Source organism: Streptomyces sp. MUSC 14 (assembly GCF_001866675.1).
GTDB lineage: Bacteria > Actinomycetota > Actinomycetes > Streptomycetales > Streptomycetaceae > Streptomyces.
Genome location: NZ_MLYN01000028.1, coordinates 176,987 through 196,225, shown reverse-complemented (window position 1 = coordinate 196,225; position 19,239 = coordinate 176,987). Strand labels below are relative to the sequence as shown.

Here is a 19,239-nt window from a genome sequence, read left to right as displayed (position 1 = left end):
CGGCATGACCCGGGGGAGCTCCCGCGCGCCCGACCAGCGCCGCACCGCCGCTCTCCCCGATCCGGACCGAACAGGCCACAGGGCCAGGGGGAGCACCGTTGTTCTCGTACCGCGCACGCCGGGCGGCCGTCGCCGTCGTATGCCTCGCGGCCGTCGGGGGCCCGGCCCCCGCGGCGCAGGCCGACAGCGTGACGCCACCGCCGCCCGCGCCCGGACCCTCGTCCGGACGCGAGGCCCGGGACGCCGCCCGGTTCTGGACCGCGCAGCGCATGGCCGACGCCCCGCCGCTGGACGACGTCCGCACGGCCCCGGCCGGGCCGGGGGCGGCACTCGCGGCGGCGGGCCGGCCGCAGGGCACGCTGTACCCGGGATCGCCGCTGGTGGGGACGTTCTTCGGGTCCGACGGGCCCGGGGGCACCACCTGGCACTGCACCGGCAGCGTGATGGACACCGCGACGCGCGGCATCGTCCTCACCGCGGCCCACTGCGCGCTGAGCATGCGCGGCGACTACCTCTTCGTCCCGCAGTTCGTGAAGGGCGCCGGGCCCGACCAGCAGCCGTACGGCATCTTCCACATCCAGCACGTGTTCACCGACCCGCGGTACGTGCCCGACAAGGGGTCGACGACCACCAAGAAGCCCGCCTCCGACCTGGACACCGCGTTCGCCCGGGTCTCCGCCAACCAGCGCGGGCAGAGCCTTCAGGACGCGATCGGCGGCGGACTGACCTTCAGCCGGGCGCCCGGGTACGCGAACCGGAACGTGACCGTGGTCGGCTACCCCTCCTACGGGCACAACAGCGCCGGAAAGGCCGTCAAGTGCACGGTGCCGACGACCCAGTTGGCCGGCTTCCGGCAGATGTCGATGACCTGCGGCGGCTACTACGGTGGGGTGTCCGGCAGCCCGTGGATCACCGACTACGCCGACGGCGCGCGCACCGGGCACGTCATCGGTGACCTCGGCGGCTACAACGGCGGCGGCAACGACGCGAACGTCGACTACGTCAGCTACGCCCCGGCGTTCGGCGACGACGCCGCGCACCTGCTCGACGCCGCGGTCGCGAACCAGGATCTGCGCGCCGACCTGCCGCCGTACCAGGGGCTCCGGGACCCGCTGCCGGGCGGCGGCGCACGCTGGCGGGGGGCCACGCTGCTGGCCTCCGGTGACTACACCGGCGACCGCCGGGGCGATCTGCTGACCGTCTGGTCCGACGGCGGGATCACCCTGTATGCCGGGGACGGCAAGGGCGGGTTCGGATCCGAGAAGCGGCTGCTGAAGGCCAACTCCACCTGGACCCACGCCCGCACCGTCACCGGCGGCGACTTCACCGGCGACGGCCGCGCCGACCTCCTGGTGCGCTGGTCCGACGGCGAGGCCACGCTGTACCCGGCCGTGGGCGCCGCCGGCCTGGGCCGGGAGGTACGGATGGCGCCGGCCCGCTCCGCCTGGAAGAACGCCGTGCAGATCACGTCCGGGCAGTTCGACGGCGGCAAGGGCGCGAGCGACCTGCTGGTGCGCTGGTCCGACGGCCGGCTGACCCTCCACACGGGTGTCGGCAGCGGTACCTTCGGCCCCGCCCGGCAGCTGCTCAAGGCGAACGGCACCTGGACCAGGGCCGCCCTGCTGACCGGCGGGAGCTTCGGCGCCGCCGCGGGCTTCCTGGTGCGCTGGCCGGACGGCTCGCTGGACGCCTACTCGGGCACCTCGGCCGCCGGGCTCGGCACCCGCTCCCGGGTGCGCGGTCCGAACGGCACCTGGACCCACGCACAGGTCATGGCCACCGGGGACATGACGGCCGACCACAAGGCCGACGACCTGATCGTGCGCTGGTCCGACGGCGAGACCACGCTGTACGCCGACACCACCGCCAAGGCCCTCGGCAAGGAGAAGACCCTGGTCCGCTCCGGCGGCTGACGCGGGAGGGGCCGTCCGGCGCAGTCCGCCCTGCGCGCGGCGGCCCCCCTGTGCCATCGTGCTGGCAGGAGAGCGGGAAGGGCGCGCGCGTGAGTGACCTCTTTCTCGTCCGGCACGGCGAGACCGAGTGGTCGCGCTCCGGACGGCACACCGGCTGGACCGACGTACCCCTCACCGAGCACGGCCGGGAGGAGGCACGCCGGCTGGTTCCGCTGGTCCGCTCGCACCGGATCGGCGCGGCCTTCGTCAGCCCGCTCCAGCGGGCCCGGGAGACCGCCGAACTCATCGGCGTACCCGACGCCCGGGTCGACACCGACCTGCGCGAATGGGACTACGGCGGCTACGAGGGCGTGACCACCGTGGAGATCCAGCGGACCCGGCCCGGCTGGTTCCTGTTCACCGACGGGGTCGCGCCGGGGCCGCCGGAGCACCCGGGCGAGACCCCGGAGCAGGTGGGCGAGCGCGCCGACCGGATGCTGGCCAGGGCCGACGCGGCGCTCTGCAACACCGAGGGGGTCGTCGTCCTCATCGCCCACGGTCACTTCCTGCGCGTCCTCACCGCCCGCCGCCTGGGCCTGCCGCCCCAGCAGGGCGCCCTCTTCCAGCTGGCGACGGGCGCACTGTGCCGGCTGGGCACGGAGCACGGCCGGCCGGTGGTGGCGGGGTGGAACATCCGGCCGCGGGAGTAGCGGGCGGCGGGCCGGGGCCCGTTGTCAGAGCCGCGCCGTACTCTGCACAGGCAGGGAAGGAGTACGGCTGTGACCCGAGCGCCGAGTGCCGCGCAGCGGCGGGTGATCGACGGGGCCGACCCGGTCACGGGGCGGGTGCGGGGGACGGAACACCAGCTCGCGGCGCTGGTGCGGCGCGGGCTGGTGTTCCGCCATCCGAGGCCGCCGCACGAGCACTTCCTGACCCCGGCGGGGCATCGGATACGCGAGGCGGCAAACGAGACTCCGGCTGCTGAACCGGCCGGGCGACCGGCGGCCGGCGCGGGGGTGTTCGCGGCGCGGGCCGGCGGCGCGGACGAGGCGGCCGGGGCGGGGCCGGAGCGGGCGCGGGAGGTGCACAGCGCGTGGCAGGGGCTGCTGGAGCTGCGCCGGATGACCAACGCCGACGGCGCGGTGGACCGGCCGTGCGGCTGGGAGCGGGCGCATCTCGTGCGGGCCGCGGCGCTCGCGCTGGAGGCGGCCGGGCACCGTCCGGCGGGCGGACAGACGGACGGCTACCGGGTGCGGGCGACCCCGCAGCCGGAGGCCGTCGCCGTGTACGCGCCGGACGCCCAGGCCCTGGCGGCCTGCGCGGCCACGCTGGAGCGCGCGGGCTGGCAGCCGGGCGAGTACACCGAGCCGCGGACCGGGACCCGGTATCTGCTGGCCTCGCCGCGCCGGGTGTGAGCGGCGTGCCAGGATCGACGGACCGCAACTCGACCGCGAGGAAGGGCAGGCAGTGGCCGAACCGTTTTCCGTCCGTGTGACCGTCCGAGGCTACGAGACCGACACGCAGGGGCACCTCAACCAGTCCGTGTACCTCAACTACGCCGAGCACGCCCGCTGGTCGCTGCTCCAGGCGGCCGGGATCAGCCAGGCCCGGCTCGTGGGCCGGGGGGTGGGCCCGGTCGCGCTGGAGACGACCATCCGCTTCCGGCGCGAGCTGCTCGCCGGCGACGAGGTCGACGTGACCTGCGCGTTCGAGTGGAGCGGCGGCAAGACCTTCCGGATCGTGCAGGAGGTCCGCAAGACCGACGGCACCCTGGCGGCCGAGGTCAGCGCGGTGGGCGGGCTGCTGGACCTCAAGGAGCGCAAGCTGGTCGCCGACCCGCGCACGGTGTTCGAGGAACTGACGACGGACCTCGCCCTGTTCGGCCTGTAGAGGTGGTCCGGGAACTCGCGGTCAGCGAACGGCAGTTGCGCGAGCTGTTCACCGAGGGGGCCGGGGTCTTCCCCAGCACTGCACCCGCGTCGACCGCGTCCGCACGGTCGTGACCCGGGCCGGCGACGCGCCGTGGTCACAGCTGGCCGCCGCCACCGGCTGCTTCGGCCGGTCGCACATGACGTCCGGCTGCCGCGCCCTGACGGGGGTGCCGCCGCGCTCGTACTTCACCGGCAGGCTGCCGTCCCTGACAGCCTGCCGGGCGCGTGGGTGAGGACGAGCGCGGCGCCGGTCAGTGCGCGGGGCTGAGTTCCGCTCCCGCCTCCATCGGGTGGGTGACGTCCTCGGCCTCCCGGCCCTTGCCGAGATGGTTGAAGAGGAGGTTGAGGATCACCGCCGTCACACAGCCGGTGGAGATGCCCGAGTCCAGGACGATCTTCGCGGTCTCGGGGAAGGCGTGGTAGAAGCCGGGCGCGGTGATCGGGATGATGCCGACGGCGAGGGACACGGCGACGATCAGGACGTTGTTGTCCTTCTCCAGGCCGGCCCGGACCAGGGTCTGGATGCCGCTCGCGGCGACCGAGCCGAACAGGACGACGCCGGCGCCGCCGAGGACGGGGCGGGGTACGACGGCGATCAGCGAGGCGGCCATCGGGCACAGGCCCATCAGGACCAGGAAGCCGCCGCCCACGGCGACCACGAAGCGGCTGCGGATCCGCGTCATGGCGACGAGGCCGATGTTCTGCGCGAACGCGCTGCACATGAAACCGTTGAAGAACGGGCTGAGCGCGGAGCCGAGGGTGTCGGCGCGCAGGCCGGCCGCGATGACCTTCTCGTCCGAGGGGCGCTCGACGATCTCGCCGAGGGCGAGCATGTCGGCGGTGGACTCGGTCATGGAGACGACCATCACCACGCACATCGACAGGATGGCCGCGAGGTGGAAGGTGGGGGCGCCGAAGTGGAACGGGGTCGGGAAGCCGACGACGGCCGCCTTGGTGACGGGGGTGAAGTCGGTGACGCCGAACGGTATCGCGATGAGCGTGCCGAGGATCAGGCCGAGCAGCACCGCGATCTGTTTGACGAAGCCCCGGGTGAAGCGGCGCAGGAGCAGGACGAGCAGCAGGGTGAGGCCGGCGAGGGTGAGGTAGGTCGTCGAGCCGTAGTCGTGCGCGGCGGGGTTCGGGCCCTGGGCCCAGCCGAAGGCGACGGGCAGCAGGGAGACGCCGATCAGGGTGATGACCGAGCCGGTGACGACGGGCGGGAAGAAGCGGACGGCCTTGCTGAAGAAAGGGGCGGCGAGGAAGCCGAGCAGACCGGCGACGATGACCGCGCCGAAGATCATCGGCAGGGCGTCGGACTTGTCCTTGGCGGAGGCGACGATGGCGGTCATCGGGGCGACTCCGGCGAAGGTGACGCCGTTGACGAAGGGCAGCCGGGCGCCGATCTTCCAGAAGCCGAGGGTCTGGAGGAAGGTGGCGAGCCCCGCCGTGAACAGGCAGGCGCCGGTGAGGAAGGTGAGGTCGGTGCCGGACAGGCCTACGGCCGCACCGACGATCAGGGGAGGTGCGACGACCCCCGCGTACATGGCGGCCACGTGCTGAAGGCCACTGGTCGCCAGTTTCAGGGCGGGGAGTTTCTCGTCGACGGGATGGGCGGCAGGTTGGGCGGCCACGGCGGCTCCTCCGGGCGGTTAACACGTCGTCGTCGACGTGGGTTTCAGGGAGGTGGTGCGTGTGGTCGTGCGGGACCGTGACGGGGGTGAACAGTGGGGAGTGGGTGACCGTTCCGGGGCGGGTGCGGGCGCACCCGTCCCGGAACGGCTTCCGTGAACCCCGCTCGGGTTCACGGGCCCGGCCGGGAGCCGTCCCTCCTGGCCGGAGTCCGAAGGGGATCAGCCCTGGGCGGCGATCCGGGCGAGGCGCTGGGCCTCCTCGCGGGTGGAGCGGGCAATGCTGTCCTCGTCGACGGTGACCAGGCGGCCGTCCGCCACGATCTGCTCGCCGTTGACGAAGGACGCGGTGACCGGGGCCGCCGCGCCGAAGACCAGCGCGGTGACCGGGTCGGCGATGGAGGCGTGGGCGAGGGTGTCCATCTTCCACAGCACCACGTCGGCCAGCTTGCCGGGTTCCAGCGAGCCGATCTGGTCGGCGCGGCCGAGCACCTGGGCACCGCCGTGGGTGCCGAGCCGCAGCGCCTGGCGGGCGTTGAGGGCGGCCTCGCGGTGCGCGCCGAGGCGGTTGATCAGCAGGGCGTTGCGCAGTTCGGTGTGGAGTTCGCCGGACTCGTTGGACGCGGTGCCGTCGACGCCGAGGCCGACCGGGACACCGGCCGCGAGCATGTCCGGGACCCGGGCGATCCCGGCGGCGAGGCGGGCGTTGGAGGAGGGGCAGTGGGCGACACCGGTCTTCGTGCGGGCGAAGGCGGCGATGTCGGAGTCGTTCATGTGGACGCAGTGCGCCATCCACACGTCCTCGCCGAGCCAGCCGGTGGACTCGAAGTAGTCGGTCGGGCCCATGCCGAACAGCTCGTGGCAGAACTTCTCCTCCTCCACGGTCTCCGAGCCGTGGGTGTGCAGCCGTACGCCGAGGCGGCGGGCCAACTCGGCGCCGTCACGCATGAGTTCGGTAGAGACGGAGAACGGCGAGCAGGGGGCGACGGCCACCTGGGTCATGGCGTCGAAGGAGGCGTCGTGGTGCTGCTTGACGGTCTCCTCGGTGGCGGCGAGCGCCCCCTCCAGCGTCTCGACGGCGAAGTCCGGCGGCAGCCCGCCGTCCTTCTCGCTGCGGTCCATCGAGCCGCGGGCCAGCGTGAAGCGGACGCCCGTCTCGGCGGCGGCCCGGACGATGGAGCCGGACAGGTCGCCGGAGCCGTGCGGGAAGACGTAGTGGTGGTCCATGGCGGTGGTGACACCGCCGCGGGCCAGCGTGGCGAGGGAGCCCTGCGCGGCCGCGTACGTCATCCGCTCGTCGATGCGCGCCCAGGTGGGGTAGAGCGCGACGAGCCAGTTGAACAGGTTGTGATCGGTGGCCAGGCCCCGGGTGATCCACTGGTAGAAGTGGTGGTGGGTGTTGACCAGACCGGGCGTGGCCAGGTGGCCGCTCGCGTCGATCCGGCGTACCACGTTCTCCAGTCCCTGGGGGGCCCGGCCCGCGCCGACCGACTCGATCCGGTTGCCGGCGAGGACGAGGTACCCGGAGGCGTACTCGGTGTCGCCCGCGTCCACGGTCGCGATCGCGCAGTTCTCGATGACGATGCGCTGGGCTGCCGATGGTGCCATGGTGCTTCCCTGTCTTTCAGTGGCGGATTTCAGTGGCTGCCCGTGAACGGTGGGGTGTCCACGGGGAGGGCACGGCAGGACCCTAGGAGGATTTGAGTGCCGGGGCGGGTCCGCCGCTCCGGGTGCCGAGATGGTGGAAGAACAGGTTGAGCAGGACGGCGACGAGGGCGCCCGCGCTGATGCCGGAGCCGAGCACGGTCTGCGCCCAGGCCGGGAAGCCGGCGTAGAAGGTCGGCGCGGCCAGCGGGATGATGCCCGCGCCGAGCGCGACGGCGACCAGGATGATGTTGGAGCTGTCGTCGAGGCCCGCCTCCGACAGCGTACGGATGCCGCTGACCGCGATCGAGCCGAACAGGACGATGCCCGCGCCGCCGAGGACCGGCATCGGCACCAGGGAGACGACGGCGCCGAGCACCGGGAAGGCGCCGAGGACCAGCAGGGCGCCGCCGGCCACGGCGACGACGTAGCGGCTGCGCACCCGGGTCAGCGAGACCACGCCGACGTTCTGTGCGAAGGCGGAGGTGGGGAAGCCGCCGAAGACCGGGCCGAGCAGGGTGGCGATGCCGTCGGTGCGCAGGCCGCGGGTGAGGGTCCGCGCGTCGGTGCGGCGGTCGCAGATCTCGCCGAGGGCGAGCATGCCGGCGCTGGACTCGGTCATCAGGACCAGCATCACGATGCACAGCGACAGGACGGCGGCGGGCTGGAACTCGGGGGCGCCGAAGGCGAACGGTGCCGGCAGCGCGGCGACCGGCGCGGACTTCAGGGCACTGAAGTCGGCCATGCCGAACGGGATCGCGGCCAGGGTGCCGATGAGCAGCCCGAAGAGCAGCGCGACCTGCTTGACGAAGCCGCGGCCGAAGCGCTGGATCAGCAGGATGACACCGAGGGTGAACCCGGCGAGCGCGAGGTGGCTCATGGCGCCGAAGTCCGGGGCGGTCTTGTCGCCGCCCTGCGCCCAGCTCACCGGGACGGGCATCAGGGTGACGCCGATCAGGGTGATGACGACGCCGGTGACGAGCGGCGGGAAGAAGCGCAGCAGCCGTCCGAAGAACGGGCCGACGGCGAGGCAGAAGGCACCGGCGACGATCACCGCGCCGTAGACGGCGGGGAGTTGGTGCCCCTTGGCGTTGGTCTCGGCGATCGCGAGGATCGGGGCGATGCCGGCCGAGGAGGCCGCGTTGACGAAGGGCAGCCGGTTGCCGACGAAACCCTTGACACCGAGGGTCTGCAGGAGGGTCGCGACACCCGCGATGAGCAGGCTGGCGGCGATCAGCCGGGTGCGGGCCGCGATGTCGAGTCCGCAGGCCTGGCCGATGATGAGCGGAGGAGTGACCACGCCCGCGTACATGGCGGCGATGTGCTGGAGTGCGGCGGGGACGAGCCGCGTGGGGTGGAGCTTTTCGTCCACCGGGTGCACGGACGTGACGGCGTCCTCGGTGTGCGCCGGCGGGGTGGAACACGGGGCTGTGTCGGGCCCCTTCGCAGGCTGAGCCATTTCGTTCCCTCCGGTGTGGCGTGCCCCCGGCCGTCAGGTGGCCGGGCCGGGAGCACGCGTCCCGCGTCAGAGGTTGGTCATGTCGACCGGGATACGGGCCTCACAGCCGTCCCGCAGGATGGTGGCCTCGATGAGGCCGTAGGGGCGGTCGGCGGCGAAGTAGACGGCCCCGTCGGCGGTATCGTTCTTCAGGCCGAACGGCTCCAGGTCCACCAGGAAGTGGTGCTTGTTGGGCAGGGAGAAGCGGACCTCGTCGATCTCGCTGCGGTTGTTGATGATGCGCGAGCCCATCTGGTACATCGTCTGCTGCAGGGAGAGCGAGTAGGTCTCGGCGAAGGCGTGCAGCATGTGCTTCTTCACCTGCTCGTAGGACTTCTCCCAGTGGGGCATCTTCTGCTCGTCGTCGGTCCAGTTGAACCGCCAGCGGCCGGAGACCGACGTCGCGAGGATGCGGTCGTACGCCTCCTGGAGGGTGGTGTACTTGTCCTTGACGTAGCCCCAGAACTCGGAGTTGGTCGAGTTCATCACGGTCAGGTCCTTCAGGCCGGAGATGACCTCCCACTTCTCACCGTCGTAGGTGATCTGGGAGACGCGGGTCTCCTGGCCCTTGCGCACGAAGGAGTGCTTGACGTCGTCGGCGCCGATGAACTTCGAGTTGGCGTCGGAGGTCGCGATCCGCTCCCAGGCGTACTCCTCGATCCGGATCCGGGCGCGCTGGATCGGCTCCTGCGAGGTGACGAAGTGGCGGGCGAGGTGGATGCCGAACTGCTCGGCGGACTCGATCCCGTGCTCCTTGGCGAACGCGAACACCGTGTTCTTGGTGGTGTCGGTCGGCAGGACGTTGGCGTTGGAGCCGGAGTAGTGGACCTCCTCCATGTCGCCGCTCAGCGCGACGGAGACGTTGAGGTCCTTGATGTGATGGGTGGCGCCGTCCCGCGTGATCTTGACGACTCGGTTCTCGGCCTTGCCGTACTGGTTCTGTCCCAGGATGGTCGGCATGAGCTAGCTCCCTCGGTAAACGGAGTAGCCGAACGGGTTGAGCAGCAGCGGCACGTGGTAATGCTCGCCCGGCACGACGGCGAACGTGATCGCCACCTCCGGGAAGAACACGCCGCGTCCGCTGTCCCGATTCGCGGGGGCGTCCTGCAACGCATCGGCTTGCTGGTTCGCGGTCTTCTCTTCGAAGTACGGCTCGACGGCGAAGTCGAGCCGTACGTGGGTGGTTCCCTCCGGCAGGGCCGGCAGGTCCTTGCACCGCCCGTCCGCGTCGGTCGCGGAGCCGCCGAGCGCCTGCCAGTCCGCGCTCCTGCCGCTGCGGGCGAAGAGCTGGACGGCGACGCCCTCGGCGGGGCGGCCGGCCGAGGTGTCCAGGATGTGCGTGGACACGGAGGCGGTGGTGCTGGTGCTCATGGTGTCAGGCGTCCTCTTCGACGAGTCGGGCCAGGCGGATACGGTTGATCTTGCCCAGCTCGGTGCGGACGATCTCCCGTTCCTGCTCCGGCGCGTTCCCGATGCGCTCCTTGACCGCGTCGCGCATCTGCTCACCGGTCCGGCCGGTGGCGCAGATCAGGAAGACGTGGCCGAACTTCTCCTGGTAGGCCAGGTTGAGGTCGAGCATCTCGGCCTTGAGGCCGTCCGAGGCGCCGGCCATGCCGCGCTGCTCGCGGGCGGAGGTCGGGTCGCCCGGCTTGGGGCGCCCGATCGGCGGGTGTCCCGCCATCGCCTCCGCGAGGTCCTCGCCGCTCAGCTCGGCCATGGCGGCGTCGCTGGCGGCGTACAGGTCGTCGGTGGTGGCGTACGGGCGGGCGGCGCTGATGCGCCGGCCCCACTCGGCGGAGGCGCACGCCTCGTGGAGGGCGGCGAGGGCCTCGCGTTCCTCCAGGTCGTTGAACCGGGCCAGACCCGGGGGCGTGGAAGTCGTCGTCACGGGAGCCTCCGTGGCCGGAAACGGCCTTCGTGCTGAACGGGCTGCCGATAGTGAACGCCCTCGGAAACGTCACGTCAACACTTTGTTGAAAATTCCGCGTAACAGGCGCGCCGCTTCAGTGCACTACGCACCCTTGTCCCGGTTGAGGTAGTTGTAGACGGTGAACCGGCTGACGCCGAGCGCGCCGGCCACCGTCTCCACCCCGTGCCGGACGGCGAACGCGCCGCGCGCCTCCAGGGTCCGTACGACCTCCTGTTTGGCCTTGCGGTCCAGCTCGGCCAGCGGCCGCCCCCGCCGGCGCTCCATGGCCGCCAGGATGTGGTCGAGGGAGTCGGCGAGCTGGGGCAGGCGTACGGCGACGACGTCGACGCCCTCCCAGGCGAGGACGACGTCCTCGTCCCTCGCCTCGTCCGGCGGCAGGATCTCCCCGCCCATCGCGTCCACCAGCGGCTTCACGGCCGCGATGAAGGGCTCGTCGCCGCTCATCTACCGCCCTCCCCGAGCCCGTCGTCGATCACGTTGACCTGGAGCGAGACCCGGGTGGCGCCGGCCTTCAGGCTCCTGCGCAGCAGCGCGTCCACGGCCGTCAGGACGCGGTCCGCACCGCCCTCGGCCGTGTTGCCGAACGGGCCGACGTCGACGGCGTCCAGCTCGGCCGTCTCGATGACCTCCCGCGCCGCCAGGGCGTGCGCGGGCGCCTCGTCCAGGTCGAAGGGTTCGGTCGTGAACTCCACTCTCAATCGCACAGTACCCCTAAAGAGCTTCTGACCTGCGCTTTTACCCGGATCACCCAGCGCGCGGGCACATCGGGGCACACCGAGGACACAGCGACCGACTGCGCCACGGTCGCGGGCTGCCGCAGGCCGATCCGATTCACGTGACGGCGCCGGTCCGTCCGTCACGAGGCGACCCTAGCCGACAGGGCGGCGGTACGCGGTGCGTGCGGATGCACATTCCGCGGAGCACCGGCCCGGCTCACCCCTGCCCGGCCGTGCGCACCGCGGCTGCGGTCAGCGTCGTCGCGGTCCGTACCGCGCTCGCGACGGCGTCGTCGGGGGCGAGGCCGCACAGGTCGGTGAGGGTGAAGAGGGCTTCGGCGCCGACGACCACGGCGAGGTCCCGCTTCAGCTGGGCGAAGGCCTCGGGGTCCGTCGCCGCCAGCGTCTCCTCCAGGGGGGCGAGCGCGTGGTCGATCAGCCCGAAGCGGATCCCGGGCCGCTCGGCCGCCGCCGCGGGACGGGCGACGGTGGCCGCGATCATGGCGCGCACCGCCCCCTGGCGCCGGAGTATGCCGCGCAGCAGGAACTCGCAGGCGAAGGCGACCCGTTCGACGGGGTCGGCGCAGTCCGCGACCGGGGCGAGCGCCTCGGCGGGGGGCGGCCAGGCGCCGGCCAGGGCCTCGCTGATCAGCGAGGGGAGGTCGGGGAAGTACCGGTAGGCGGTGGGCTCGGAGACCATGGCCGCGCGCGCGACCGCGGGCATGCTCACCTCGCCGCCCGCGGCGATGAGGCCACTCGCGGCTTCGACGATCGCAGCCCGCGTGCGCCTCTTCTGATTGCTGCGGCCGGTGTCGATCGGCGTCGCCATCGGTGCGCCCCCTCTCCCGCTCGTCCCGTGTTCCCTGCCCGTCTCCGTGCACGACCACTTTATCACTGTGGACACTCGTCATGAGAGTGCACTTGCACGAAGAGAGTCAACCCTCTACTCTCCTTCCTGAGAGTTGGCTCTCACGAAGGGGACCGCAATGACACAGGCTTCCGTGGTCGGCCCGGACGGCGGCGAGACGATCCGCCTGGGACCGGCACAGATCCGCATCCTGGAGGACGGCAGCACCACCGGCCACCGGATCGGGATCGGCGAGATCACCCTCGCCCCGCACGCCGAAGGACCGCCGCAGCACCGGCACGCCCAGCACGACGAGGGCTTCTACGTCGTCTCCGGCACCGTGCACTTCACCGTCGGCGAGACGACGCACGTCGCACCGGCCGGCACGCTCGCGATGATCCCGCCCGGCGCCCCGCACACCTTCGCCAACCACGGCGACGAGCCGGCGGTGATGCTCAACACCTTCACGCCCGACCTGTACGTGCAGTACTTCCGCGACCTGCGGGACATGATCGCCGGCGGCCGGGAGCCGACCCCCGAGGCGACCGTCCAGGTGATGAGCCGCTACGCCACCGTGCCCGCCACCGAGTACGCGTGACGGCCCGGTCTCACCAACCACCCACGCCAGCAACCGATGTGGAGTCCTCCATGACCAGCACCACACGCACCGTCACCCTCGCCCACGGCTCCGGCGGCCTCGGCGTCGACCTCACCGTCGACGAGCGGGGCGAGGGTCACCCCTTCCTGCTGCTGCACGGCGGAGGCGGTCCGCAGACCGTCGCCGCCTTCGCCGGGCTCCTCGCCGAGCAGCGGCCGGCCCGGGTCGTCACCCCGGTCCACCCCGGTTTCGGCGGCACCGCCCGGCCCGAGGGGCTGGCCGACGTCCCTGCCCTCGCCGAGCTCTACGTACGACTGCTGGACGAACTCGGCCTGAGCGACGTCACCGTCGTCGGCAACTCCATAGGCGGCTGGATCGCCGCCGAGATCGCCCTGCTCCGCAGCGAGCGGGTCGGCAGCGTCGTCCTCGTCAACGCCGTGGGCATCCACGTGCCCGGCCACCCGGTCGCCGACCCCGCCACCCTGACGCCCGCCGAACTGTCCGCCCTGGCCTTCCACGAGCCCGCGAAGTTCGCCGTGGACCCGAGCACGTTCTCTGAGGCGCAGCGTGCGGTCGCGGCCGCCAACCGGGCCACGCTGCAGGTCTATTCGGGCCCGCACACGATGGCCGACCCCACCCTGCGCGAGCGTCTGGCCAAGGTCACGCACCCGGTCCTCGTCGCGTGGGGCGAGAGCGACCGGGTCGCCGACGCCGACTACGGACGGGCGTTCGCGGCAGCCGTCCCGAAGGCCCGGTTCCAGCTCCTGCACCGCACCGGTCACATGCCCCAGGTCGAGTCCCCCGGGCAACTCCTCCCCGTCGTCTGGGACTTCGCCGAGGCCTACGCCACCGACCGGCCGGGCGACTGAGCGGGGGACCCCATGCCCGTCCCCCGACGCGGGCGGCGCGTGCCCGTCCTGGCCGTCTGCTGCCTGAGCGTGCTGCTGGCCGGTCTCGACGTCAGCATCCTCAACGTCGCGCTGCCCTCGATGCAGCGGGACCTGCACTCCTCGGTCTCCGGCCTGCAATGGACACTCGACGCCTACACCCTCGTCCTCGCCTCGCTGCTGACCCCGGCCGGTGCCACCGCCGACCGGGTGGGACGCCGTCGGATCTTCCAGCTCGGTCTCGTGCTGTTCACCGCCGGGTCGGCGCTGTGCAGCCTGGCACCCTCGACCGGCTGGCTGGTGGTCTTCCGGATGGTGCAGGCGGCGGGCGGCAGCATGCTCACGCCCGTCGCCATGGCCATCCTCACCAACACGTTCACCGAGCCCCGCGAGCGCGCACGGGCCATCGGCGTCTGGGGCGGCATCGTCGGCCTCAGCATGGCGGCCGGACCGGTGCTCGGCGGCGTACTGGTCGCATCGGCCGGGTGGCGGTCGGTGTTCTGGCTGAACGTGCCGATCGGGCTGGCCGCGCTCGCCCTCGCCGCGCTGTTCGTGCCGGAGTCCCGCGCACCACGCGCCCGGCGGGCGGACCCGGTGGGGCAGTTCCTGCTGATCGTCCTGCTCGGCGCACTGACGTACGCCGTCATCGAGGCACCCGGCGAGGGCTGGACCGCGCCACCGATCGTGGCCTGCCTGATCGTCGCGGCATGCGCGCTCGCCGCCTTCGTCCCGTACGAGAACCGGCGCACCGAGCCGCTGATCGAGCCGCGGCTCTTTCGCAGCGCGTCCTTCAGCGGGGCCACCGCGACAGCGGTCCTCGCCTTCGCCGCGCTCGGCGGCTTTCTGTTCACCAACACCCTTTATCTGCAAAGGGAGTTGGGAATGAGCGCGCTGGACGCCGGGCTGCACCTGCTGCCGATGGCCGCCCTGTCCCTGGTGTGCCCGCCGCTGTCCGGGCGGATCGTGGGCAGCCGCGGCCCGCGCACTCCCCTGCTCGTCGCGGGGGCCGGCATCACCGCCAGCGGTCTGCTGGCCGTCGCCGCCACCCGCTCCGCCCACCCCTCGGGCACCCTCCTCTCCCTCACGTACCTGCTGTTCGGCCTCGGGTTCGGCTTCGTCAACGCGCCGATCACCTACACGGCGGTGTCCGGCATGCCACGCGCCCAGGCCGGGGTCGCCGCCGCCATCGCCGCGACCAGCCGTCAGATCGGCTCCTCGCTCGGCATCGCGGTGATCGGCGCCGCGGTCGCCGCCGGGTCGGGCACGGCCGCCTGGTGGATCATCGCCGGCTGTGGAGCGGCCGTCCTCGTCCTCGGCGCCGCCACCACCGGGCGCCGGGCCGCCGCCACCGCAGTGACCACGGAACGGGTGCACACGTGATGTCGCAGGGCTGCCGGATCAAAGCCGTTCGCCGGATCGCCGGGGCCGCGCTGCCGGCGGCCGTCACGGGGATCACGGGCTGCTCGACGGGCACGGACTCCGGCGCGCACGAGAAGGCGACGGCCGGCGGGCCGACGGCGGCCTCGACGCCCTCCGGCCGCCCGCGAGTCGACGGACGAGGGCGCGGCCGCCGCATGGGTCACCGCGATCGCCGAGGGTACGGAAGTCGCCGGAGACCGTCAGGAAGCCCCGCAAGCCGGGGCAACCGGACGTGAAGACGGAGTCCACCAGGATCGGCGGCGCCTGGTACGTGAGCGACTTCGATCCGCACGTCGGCTGACGCCGCACCTCCGCCCGCACCGCTCGGCACAGGGCTTTTCGGGCGCCCGGTGGCCGGCCCCCCTTGACAAGCATCGACACCCGACGGCAATCTTCCATTACGCAGAAATGAACTTCCATAATACGGAATACGGAAGCTCGGCGACGTCGATCACGGAAGGGAGCGCGGCCCCCAATGGGATTCGCAGACCAGCGCTTCAACGTCAACCTGTCGATCCTCTTCACGGAACTCCCGCTCCTGGAGCGCCCCGCGGCGGCTGCCGCGGCGGGCTTCACGGCGGTCGAGCTGTGGTGGCCCTGGGTCGACTCCCCCACCCCCGAGCAGGCCGAGCTCGATGCCCTGAAGAAGGCGATCGAGGACGCGGGCGTCCAGCTCACGGGCCTGAACTTCTACGCCGGACAGCTGCCGGGCCCGGACCGCGGCGCCCTGTCGGTCCCGGGTGCGGAGTCGGACCGGTTCCGCGCCAACATCGACGTGGCCGTCGCCTTCGGCCAGTCCCTGGGCTGCACGACGTTCAACGCCCTGTACGGCAACCGCGTCGACGGCGTGGACCCGGCCGAGCAGGACGCGCTCGCCCTGGAGAACCTGGTCCTCGCGGCCCGGGCCGTCGGCCGGGTCGGCGGGACGATCCTGATCGAGGCCCTCAACCAGCCCGAGTCGCCGAAGTGCCCGATCGTGAGCGCGCCCCGGGCGATCGAGATCGTGGACAAGGTCAACGAGGCGACGGGCCTCGGGAACGCGACGTTCCTGATGGACCTTTACCACCTGTCCATGAACGGCGAGGACCTGCCCTCGGTGATCGAGCGGTACGCGGCGAAGACCGGCCATGTGCAGATCGCCGACAACCCCGGCCGCGGCGCCCCGGGGACGGGTTCGCTCCCGCTGGAGGAGCTGCTCGACCAGCTGGGCAAGGCCGGTTACGACGGCTGGGTCGGCCTGGAGTACAAGCCGGGCGACCGTCCGAGCGCCGAGGCCTTCGACTGGCTCCCGCGCGAGGCCCGCGCCGCCCGCTGAACCCCCCTGACTTTCCACGGTAGTTGAGAGAGGCACCCCCATCATGAGCAACCTCGCAGACGTTTCCCGCCCGGCCCGCCCTGCGATCGCCTGGATCGGCCTCGGCATCATGGGCTCCCCCATGTCCGAGAACCTGATCAAGGCGGGTTACGACGTCACCGGCTTCACCCTGGAGCAGGACAAGCTGGACCGTCTGGCCGCCGCCGGCGGCACCGCGGCCCCCTCGATCGCCGCGGCCGTGCGCGACGCCGACGTGATCGTCACGATGGTGCCCGCGTCCCCGCAGGTCGAGGCCATCTCCTACGGCCCCGACGGCATCCTGGAGAACGCGCGGCAGGGCGCCCTGCTGATCGACATGTCCTCGATCACCCCGCAGACCTCCGTGGACCTGGCGAAGGCCGCCGGGGACAAGGGCATCCGGGTGCTCGACGCCCCGGTGTCCGGCGGCGAGGCCGGCGCGATCGAGGCCGTACTGTCGATCATGGTCGGCGGCACGCAGGCCGACTTCGACGAGGCCAAGCCGATCTTCGAGGCGCTCGGCAGGACCATCGTGCTGTGCGGCCCGCACGGATCCGGCCAGACCGTGAAGGCGGCCAACCAGCTGATCGTCGCCGTGAACATCCAGGCGTGCGCCGAGGCCGTGGTCTTCCTGGAGAAGTCGGGCGTGGACCTCGCGGCCGCCCTGGACGTCCTCAACGGCGGCCTGGCCGGCTCGACCGTGCTGACGCGCAAGAAGGACAACTTCCTGAACCGCGACTTCAAGCCGGGCTTCCGTATCGACCTGCACCACAAGGACATGGGCATCGTCACGGACGCCGCCCGCAACGTCGGCGCGGCCCTGCCGGTCGGTGCCGTGGTCGCCCAGCTGGTCGCCTCGCTGCGCGCCCAGGGCGACGGCGGCCTGGACCACTCGGCCCTGCTGCGGGCCGTGGAGCGCCTCTCCGGCGCCCAGGTCTGACGCTCCCGAGACTTCCGGGCCGCGGCGGCGCTGACACCTGTCCTGTCGCGCCCAGGCGCCGCCGCGGCCCGGAACACATTCCGCCGCCCCGAGCTTCAACAAACTGTTGACGCCCAGAGAGCCCGAACTTAGGCTCCACAAAGCGGAAACAGTTTTCCGCTGCCACTCGTACGGAAGGTCCCCGATGTCGAAGCGCGTGCTCACGGCGCGAACTCTCACCACGGAGTCCGGCGCCCCGGTCGCAGACAACCAGAATTCCACCTCCGCCGGCGTCGGCGGCCCGCTCCTCCTCCAGGACCAGCACCTCCTGGAGAAGCTCGCGCGCTTCAACCGCGAGCGCATCCCGGAGCGCGTGGTGCACGCCCGCGGCTCCGGCGCGTACGGCCACTTCGAGGTGACCGACGACGTCACCGGCTTCACCCACGCCGACTTCCTGAGCGAGATCGGCAAGCGCACCGAGGTGTTCGCGCGCTTCTCCACGGTCGCCGACTCGCTCGGCGGCGCCGACGCCGTCCGCGACCCGCGCGGTTTCGCGCTGAAGTTCTACACCGAAGAGGGCAACTACGACCTCGTCGGCAACAACACCCCGGTGTTCTTCATCAAGGACCCGATCAAGTTCCCCGACTTCATCCACTCCCAGAAGCGCGACCCGTTCACGGGCCGGCAGGAGCCGGACAACGTCTGGGACTTCTGGGCGCACGCCCCGGAGGCCACGCACCAGGTGACCTGGCTGATGGGCGACCGCGGCATCCCGGCGTCGTACCGCCACATGAACGGCTACGGCTCGCACACCTACCAGTGGACGAACGCCCAGGGCGAGGCCTTCTTCGTCAAGTACCACTTCAAGACCAACCAGGGCATCCGCTCGCTCAGCAGCGAGCAGGCCGCGGAGCTGGCGGGCAAGGACGCCAACTCGCACCAGACGGACCTGCTCCAGGCCATCGAGCGCGGGGTGCACCCGTCCTGGACCCTGTACGTCCAGCTCATGCCGGCGGCCGAGGCGGCGGACTACCGCTTCAACCCGTTCGACCTGACCAAGATCTGGCCGCACAAGGACTATCCGCTGCAGCGCGTGGGCCGCCTGGTCCTCGACCGCAACCCGGACAACGTCTTCGCCGAGGTCGAGCAGGCCGCGTTCTCCCCGAACAACTTCGTTCCGGGCATCGGCCCCTCCCCCGACAAGATGCTGCAGGGCCGCCTGTTCGCCTACGCGGACGCGCACCGCTACCGCCTGGGCGTCAACCACACCCAGCTCGCCGTGAACGCCCCGAAGGCGGTCGAGGGCGGCGCCCTCAACTACGGCCGCGACGGCCTGATGGCGGTCAACGGCCAGGGCCGCGGCGCCAAGAACTACGAGCCGAACTCCTACGACGGCCCGGCCGAGACCGGCCGCCCGCTGTCGGCCCCGCTGGCCGTCTCCGGCCACACGGGCACCCACGAGGCGCCCCTGCACACCAAGGACGACGACTTCTTCCAGGCGGGCGAGCTGTACCGCCTGATGTCCGAGGACGAGAAGTCCCGCCTGGTCGCGAACATCGCCGGCGGCCTGTCGCAGGTCTCCCGCGACGACGTGATCGAGAAGAACCTGGCCCACTTCCACGCCGCCGACCCGGAGTACGGCAAGCGCGTCGAGGAGGCGGTCCGCGCCCTGCGCGAGGACTGAGAACACAGCAACACCTAAGCGGCGTACGGAGTCTGACGGGAGGTCAGCCACTCCGCACGCGGCCCGCGCAGGACGCCCGGCGGCCCGGATGAGGGGTGGCCGGCGAGCGGCCGGCGCGGGCAGGGCGAGGACCGCGGCGGCATGCGAGCCAGTGCGGTGGTGAAGGACTCGTGTCCCCCTTCTCGACCAGAGGGAAAGGGGGACCCGGTTCCGTCGCATCCGCCGCGGTCCCACCCGGACCCCGCTCACGGGGTCCCCACCAGCCCCGTCCGGCGGCGCGAACGACCTGTCGCGCCCAGCCTCGCGCCGTCGG

General features: G+C 72.0%; 19 protein-coding genes. 10 read left to right on the top strand and 9 right to left on the bottom strand.

What is annotated here, in order from left to right; translation table 11 throughout:
* Positions 1–98 precede the first annotated feature (98 nt).
* The 4 genes from BIV25_RS19490 to BIV25_RS19475 all read left to right on the top strand — a co-directional run bounded on the left by BIV25_RS19490 (position 99) and on the right by BIV25_RS19475 (position 3,782).
* On the top strand, positions 99–1,913 hold the full coding sequence (locus BIV25_RS19490) for a VCBS repeat-containing protein (protein WP_256255922.1): 1,815 nt from the start codon (positions 99–101) through the stop codon (positions 1,911–1,913).
* Between the two features lie 89 nt (positions 1,914–2,002).
* Positions 2,003–2,602: a histidine phosphatase family protein gene (locus BIV25_RS19485; protein WP_071373619.1), complete on the top strand. Its 600-nt coding sequence runs from the start codon at positions 2,003–2,005 to the stop codon at positions 2,600–2,602.
* Positions 2,603–2,671: 69 nt separating this feature from the next.
* Entirely contained in the window at positions 2,672–3,307 is a 636-nt protein-coding gene (locus BIV25_RS19480; protein ID WP_071373618.1) for a hypothetical protein, read from the top strand.
* Between the two features lie 52 nt (positions 3,308–3,359).
* Positions 3,360–3,782: a thioesterase family protein gene (locus tag BIV25_RS19475; protein ID WP_071373617.1), complete on the top strand. Its 423-nt coding sequence runs from the start codon at positions 3,360–3,362 to the stop codon at positions 3,780–3,782.
* A gap of 292 nt (positions 3,783–4,074) precedes the next feature.
* Here BIV25_RS19475 and BIV25_RS19470 read toward each other — a convergent pair whose 3' ends face one another.
* From BIV25_RS19470 to BIV25_RS19430, 9 genes are all read right to left on the bottom strand, one after another.
* Positions 4,075–5,454 (bottom strand): nucleobase:cation symporter-2 family protein, encoded by a 1,380-nt coding sequence (locus tag BIV25_RS19470; RefSeq protein ID WP_071373616.1) that lies wholly within the window; start codon positions 5,452–5,454, stop codon positions 4,075–4,077.
* Positions 5,455–5,673: 219 nt separating this feature from the next.
* Positions 5,674–7,059 (bottom strand): 8-oxoguanine deaminase, encoded by a 1,386-nt coding sequence (locus BIV25_RS19465; RefSeq protein ID WP_071373615.1) that lies wholly within the window; start codon positions 7,057–7,059, stop codon positions 5,674–5,676.
* Between the two features lie 82 nt (positions 7,060–7,141).
* Entirely contained in the window at positions 7,142–8,554 is a 1,413-nt protein-coding gene (locus tag BIV25_RS19460) for a nucleobase:cation symporter-2 family protein (protein WP_071373614.1), read from the bottom strand.
* A gap of 66 nt (positions 8,555–8,620) precedes the next feature.
* Positions 8,621–9,553, bottom strand: a complete 933-nt coding sequence (pucL, locus tag BIV25_RS19455; RefSeq protein WP_071373613.1) for a factor-independent urate hydroxylase — start codon at positions 9,551–9,553, stop codon at positions 8,621–8,623.
* Positions 9,554–9,556: 3 nt separating this feature from the next.
* Positions 9,557–9,964, bottom strand: a complete 408-nt coding sequence (uraH, locus tag BIV25_RS19450; RefSeq protein ID WP_071373612.1) for a hydroxyisourate hydrolase — start codon at positions 9,962–9,964, stop codon at positions 9,557–9,559.
* 4 nt (positions 9,965–9,968) lie between these two features.
* Complete coding sequence (uraD, locus tag BIV25_RS19445; RefSeq protein WP_071373611.1) at positions 9,969–10,481, bottom strand: 2-oxo-4-hydroxy-4-carboxy-5-ureidoimidazoline decarboxylase; 513 nt, start codon at positions 10,479–10,481, stop codon at positions 9,969–9,971.
* Positions 10,482–10,604: 123 nt separating this feature from the next.
* Entirely contained in the window at positions 10,605–10,967 is a 363-nt protein-coding gene (locus BIV25_RS19440) for a helix-turn-helix domain-containing protein (RefSeq protein ID WP_071373610.1), read from the bottom strand.
* Positions 10,964–11,227 carry a hypothetical protein gene (locus tag BIV25_RS19435; RefSeq protein ID WP_071373609.1) on the bottom strand — a complete coding sequence of 88 codons (264 nt, stop codon included), beginning with the start codon at positions 11,225–11,227 and terminating at the stop codon, positions 10,964–10,966. Before BIV25_RS19435 ends, BIV25_RS19440 begins: the two co-directional genes overlap by 4 nt.
* Positions 11,228–11,456: 229 nt before the next feature.
* The gene (locus BIV25_RS19430) at positions 11,457–12,068 is read right to left on the bottom strand and encodes a TetR/AcrR family transcriptional regulator (RefSeq protein ID WP_071373608.1); all 612 of its coding nucleotides are present in this window, start codon (positions 12,066–12,068) and stop codon (positions 11,457–11,459) included.
* A gap of 157 nt (positions 12,069–12,225) precedes the next feature.
* Between BIV25_RS19430 and BIV25_RS19425 the strand changes: the two genes are divergently transcribed.
* The 6 genes from BIV25_RS19425 (at position 12,226) to BIV25_RS19400 (ending at position 18,926) form a co-directional block, all read left to right on the top strand.
* Positions 12,226–12,684, top strand: a complete 459-nt coding sequence (locus BIV25_RS19425) for a cupin domain-containing protein (protein WP_071373607.1) — start codon at positions 12,226–12,228, stop codon at positions 12,682–12,684.
* Between the two features lie 50 nt (positions 12,685–12,734).
* Positions 12,735–13,553 (top strand): alpha/beta fold hydrolase, encoded by an 819-nt coding sequence (locus BIV25_RS19420; RefSeq protein ID WP_071373606.1) that lies wholly within the window; start codon positions 12,735–12,737, stop codon positions 13,551–13,553.
* A gap of 12 nt (positions 13,554–13,565) precedes the next feature.
* The gene (locus tag BIV25_RS19415; RefSeq protein WP_071373605.1) at positions 13,566–14,951 is read left to right on the top strand and encodes a DHA2 family efflux MFS transporter permease subunit; all 1,386 of its coding nucleotides are present in this window, start codon (positions 13,566–13,568) and stop codon (positions 14,949–14,951) included.
* A gap of 514 nt (positions 14,952–15,465) precedes the next feature.
* Entirely contained in the window at positions 15,466–16,305 is an 840-nt protein-coding gene (locus tag BIV25_RS19410; RefSeq protein WP_071373604.1) for a TIM barrel protein, read from the top strand.
* A 43-nt stretch (positions 16,306–16,348) separates the two neighbouring features.
* The gene (locus BIV25_RS19405) at positions 16,349–17,263 is read left to right on the top strand and encodes a 2-hydroxy-3-oxopropionate reductase (RefSeq protein WP_071373603.1); all 915 of its coding nucleotides are present in this window, start codon (positions 16,349–16,351) and stop codon (positions 17,261–17,263) included.
* A 184-nt stretch (positions 17,264–17,447) separates the two neighbouring features.
* Positions 17,448–18,926, top strand: coding sequence for a catalase (locus tag BIV25_RS19400; RefSeq protein ID WP_071373602.1), 1,479 nt, complete (start codon positions 17,448–17,450; stop codon positions 18,924–18,926).
* Positions 18,927–19,239: the final 313 nt, after the last annotated feature.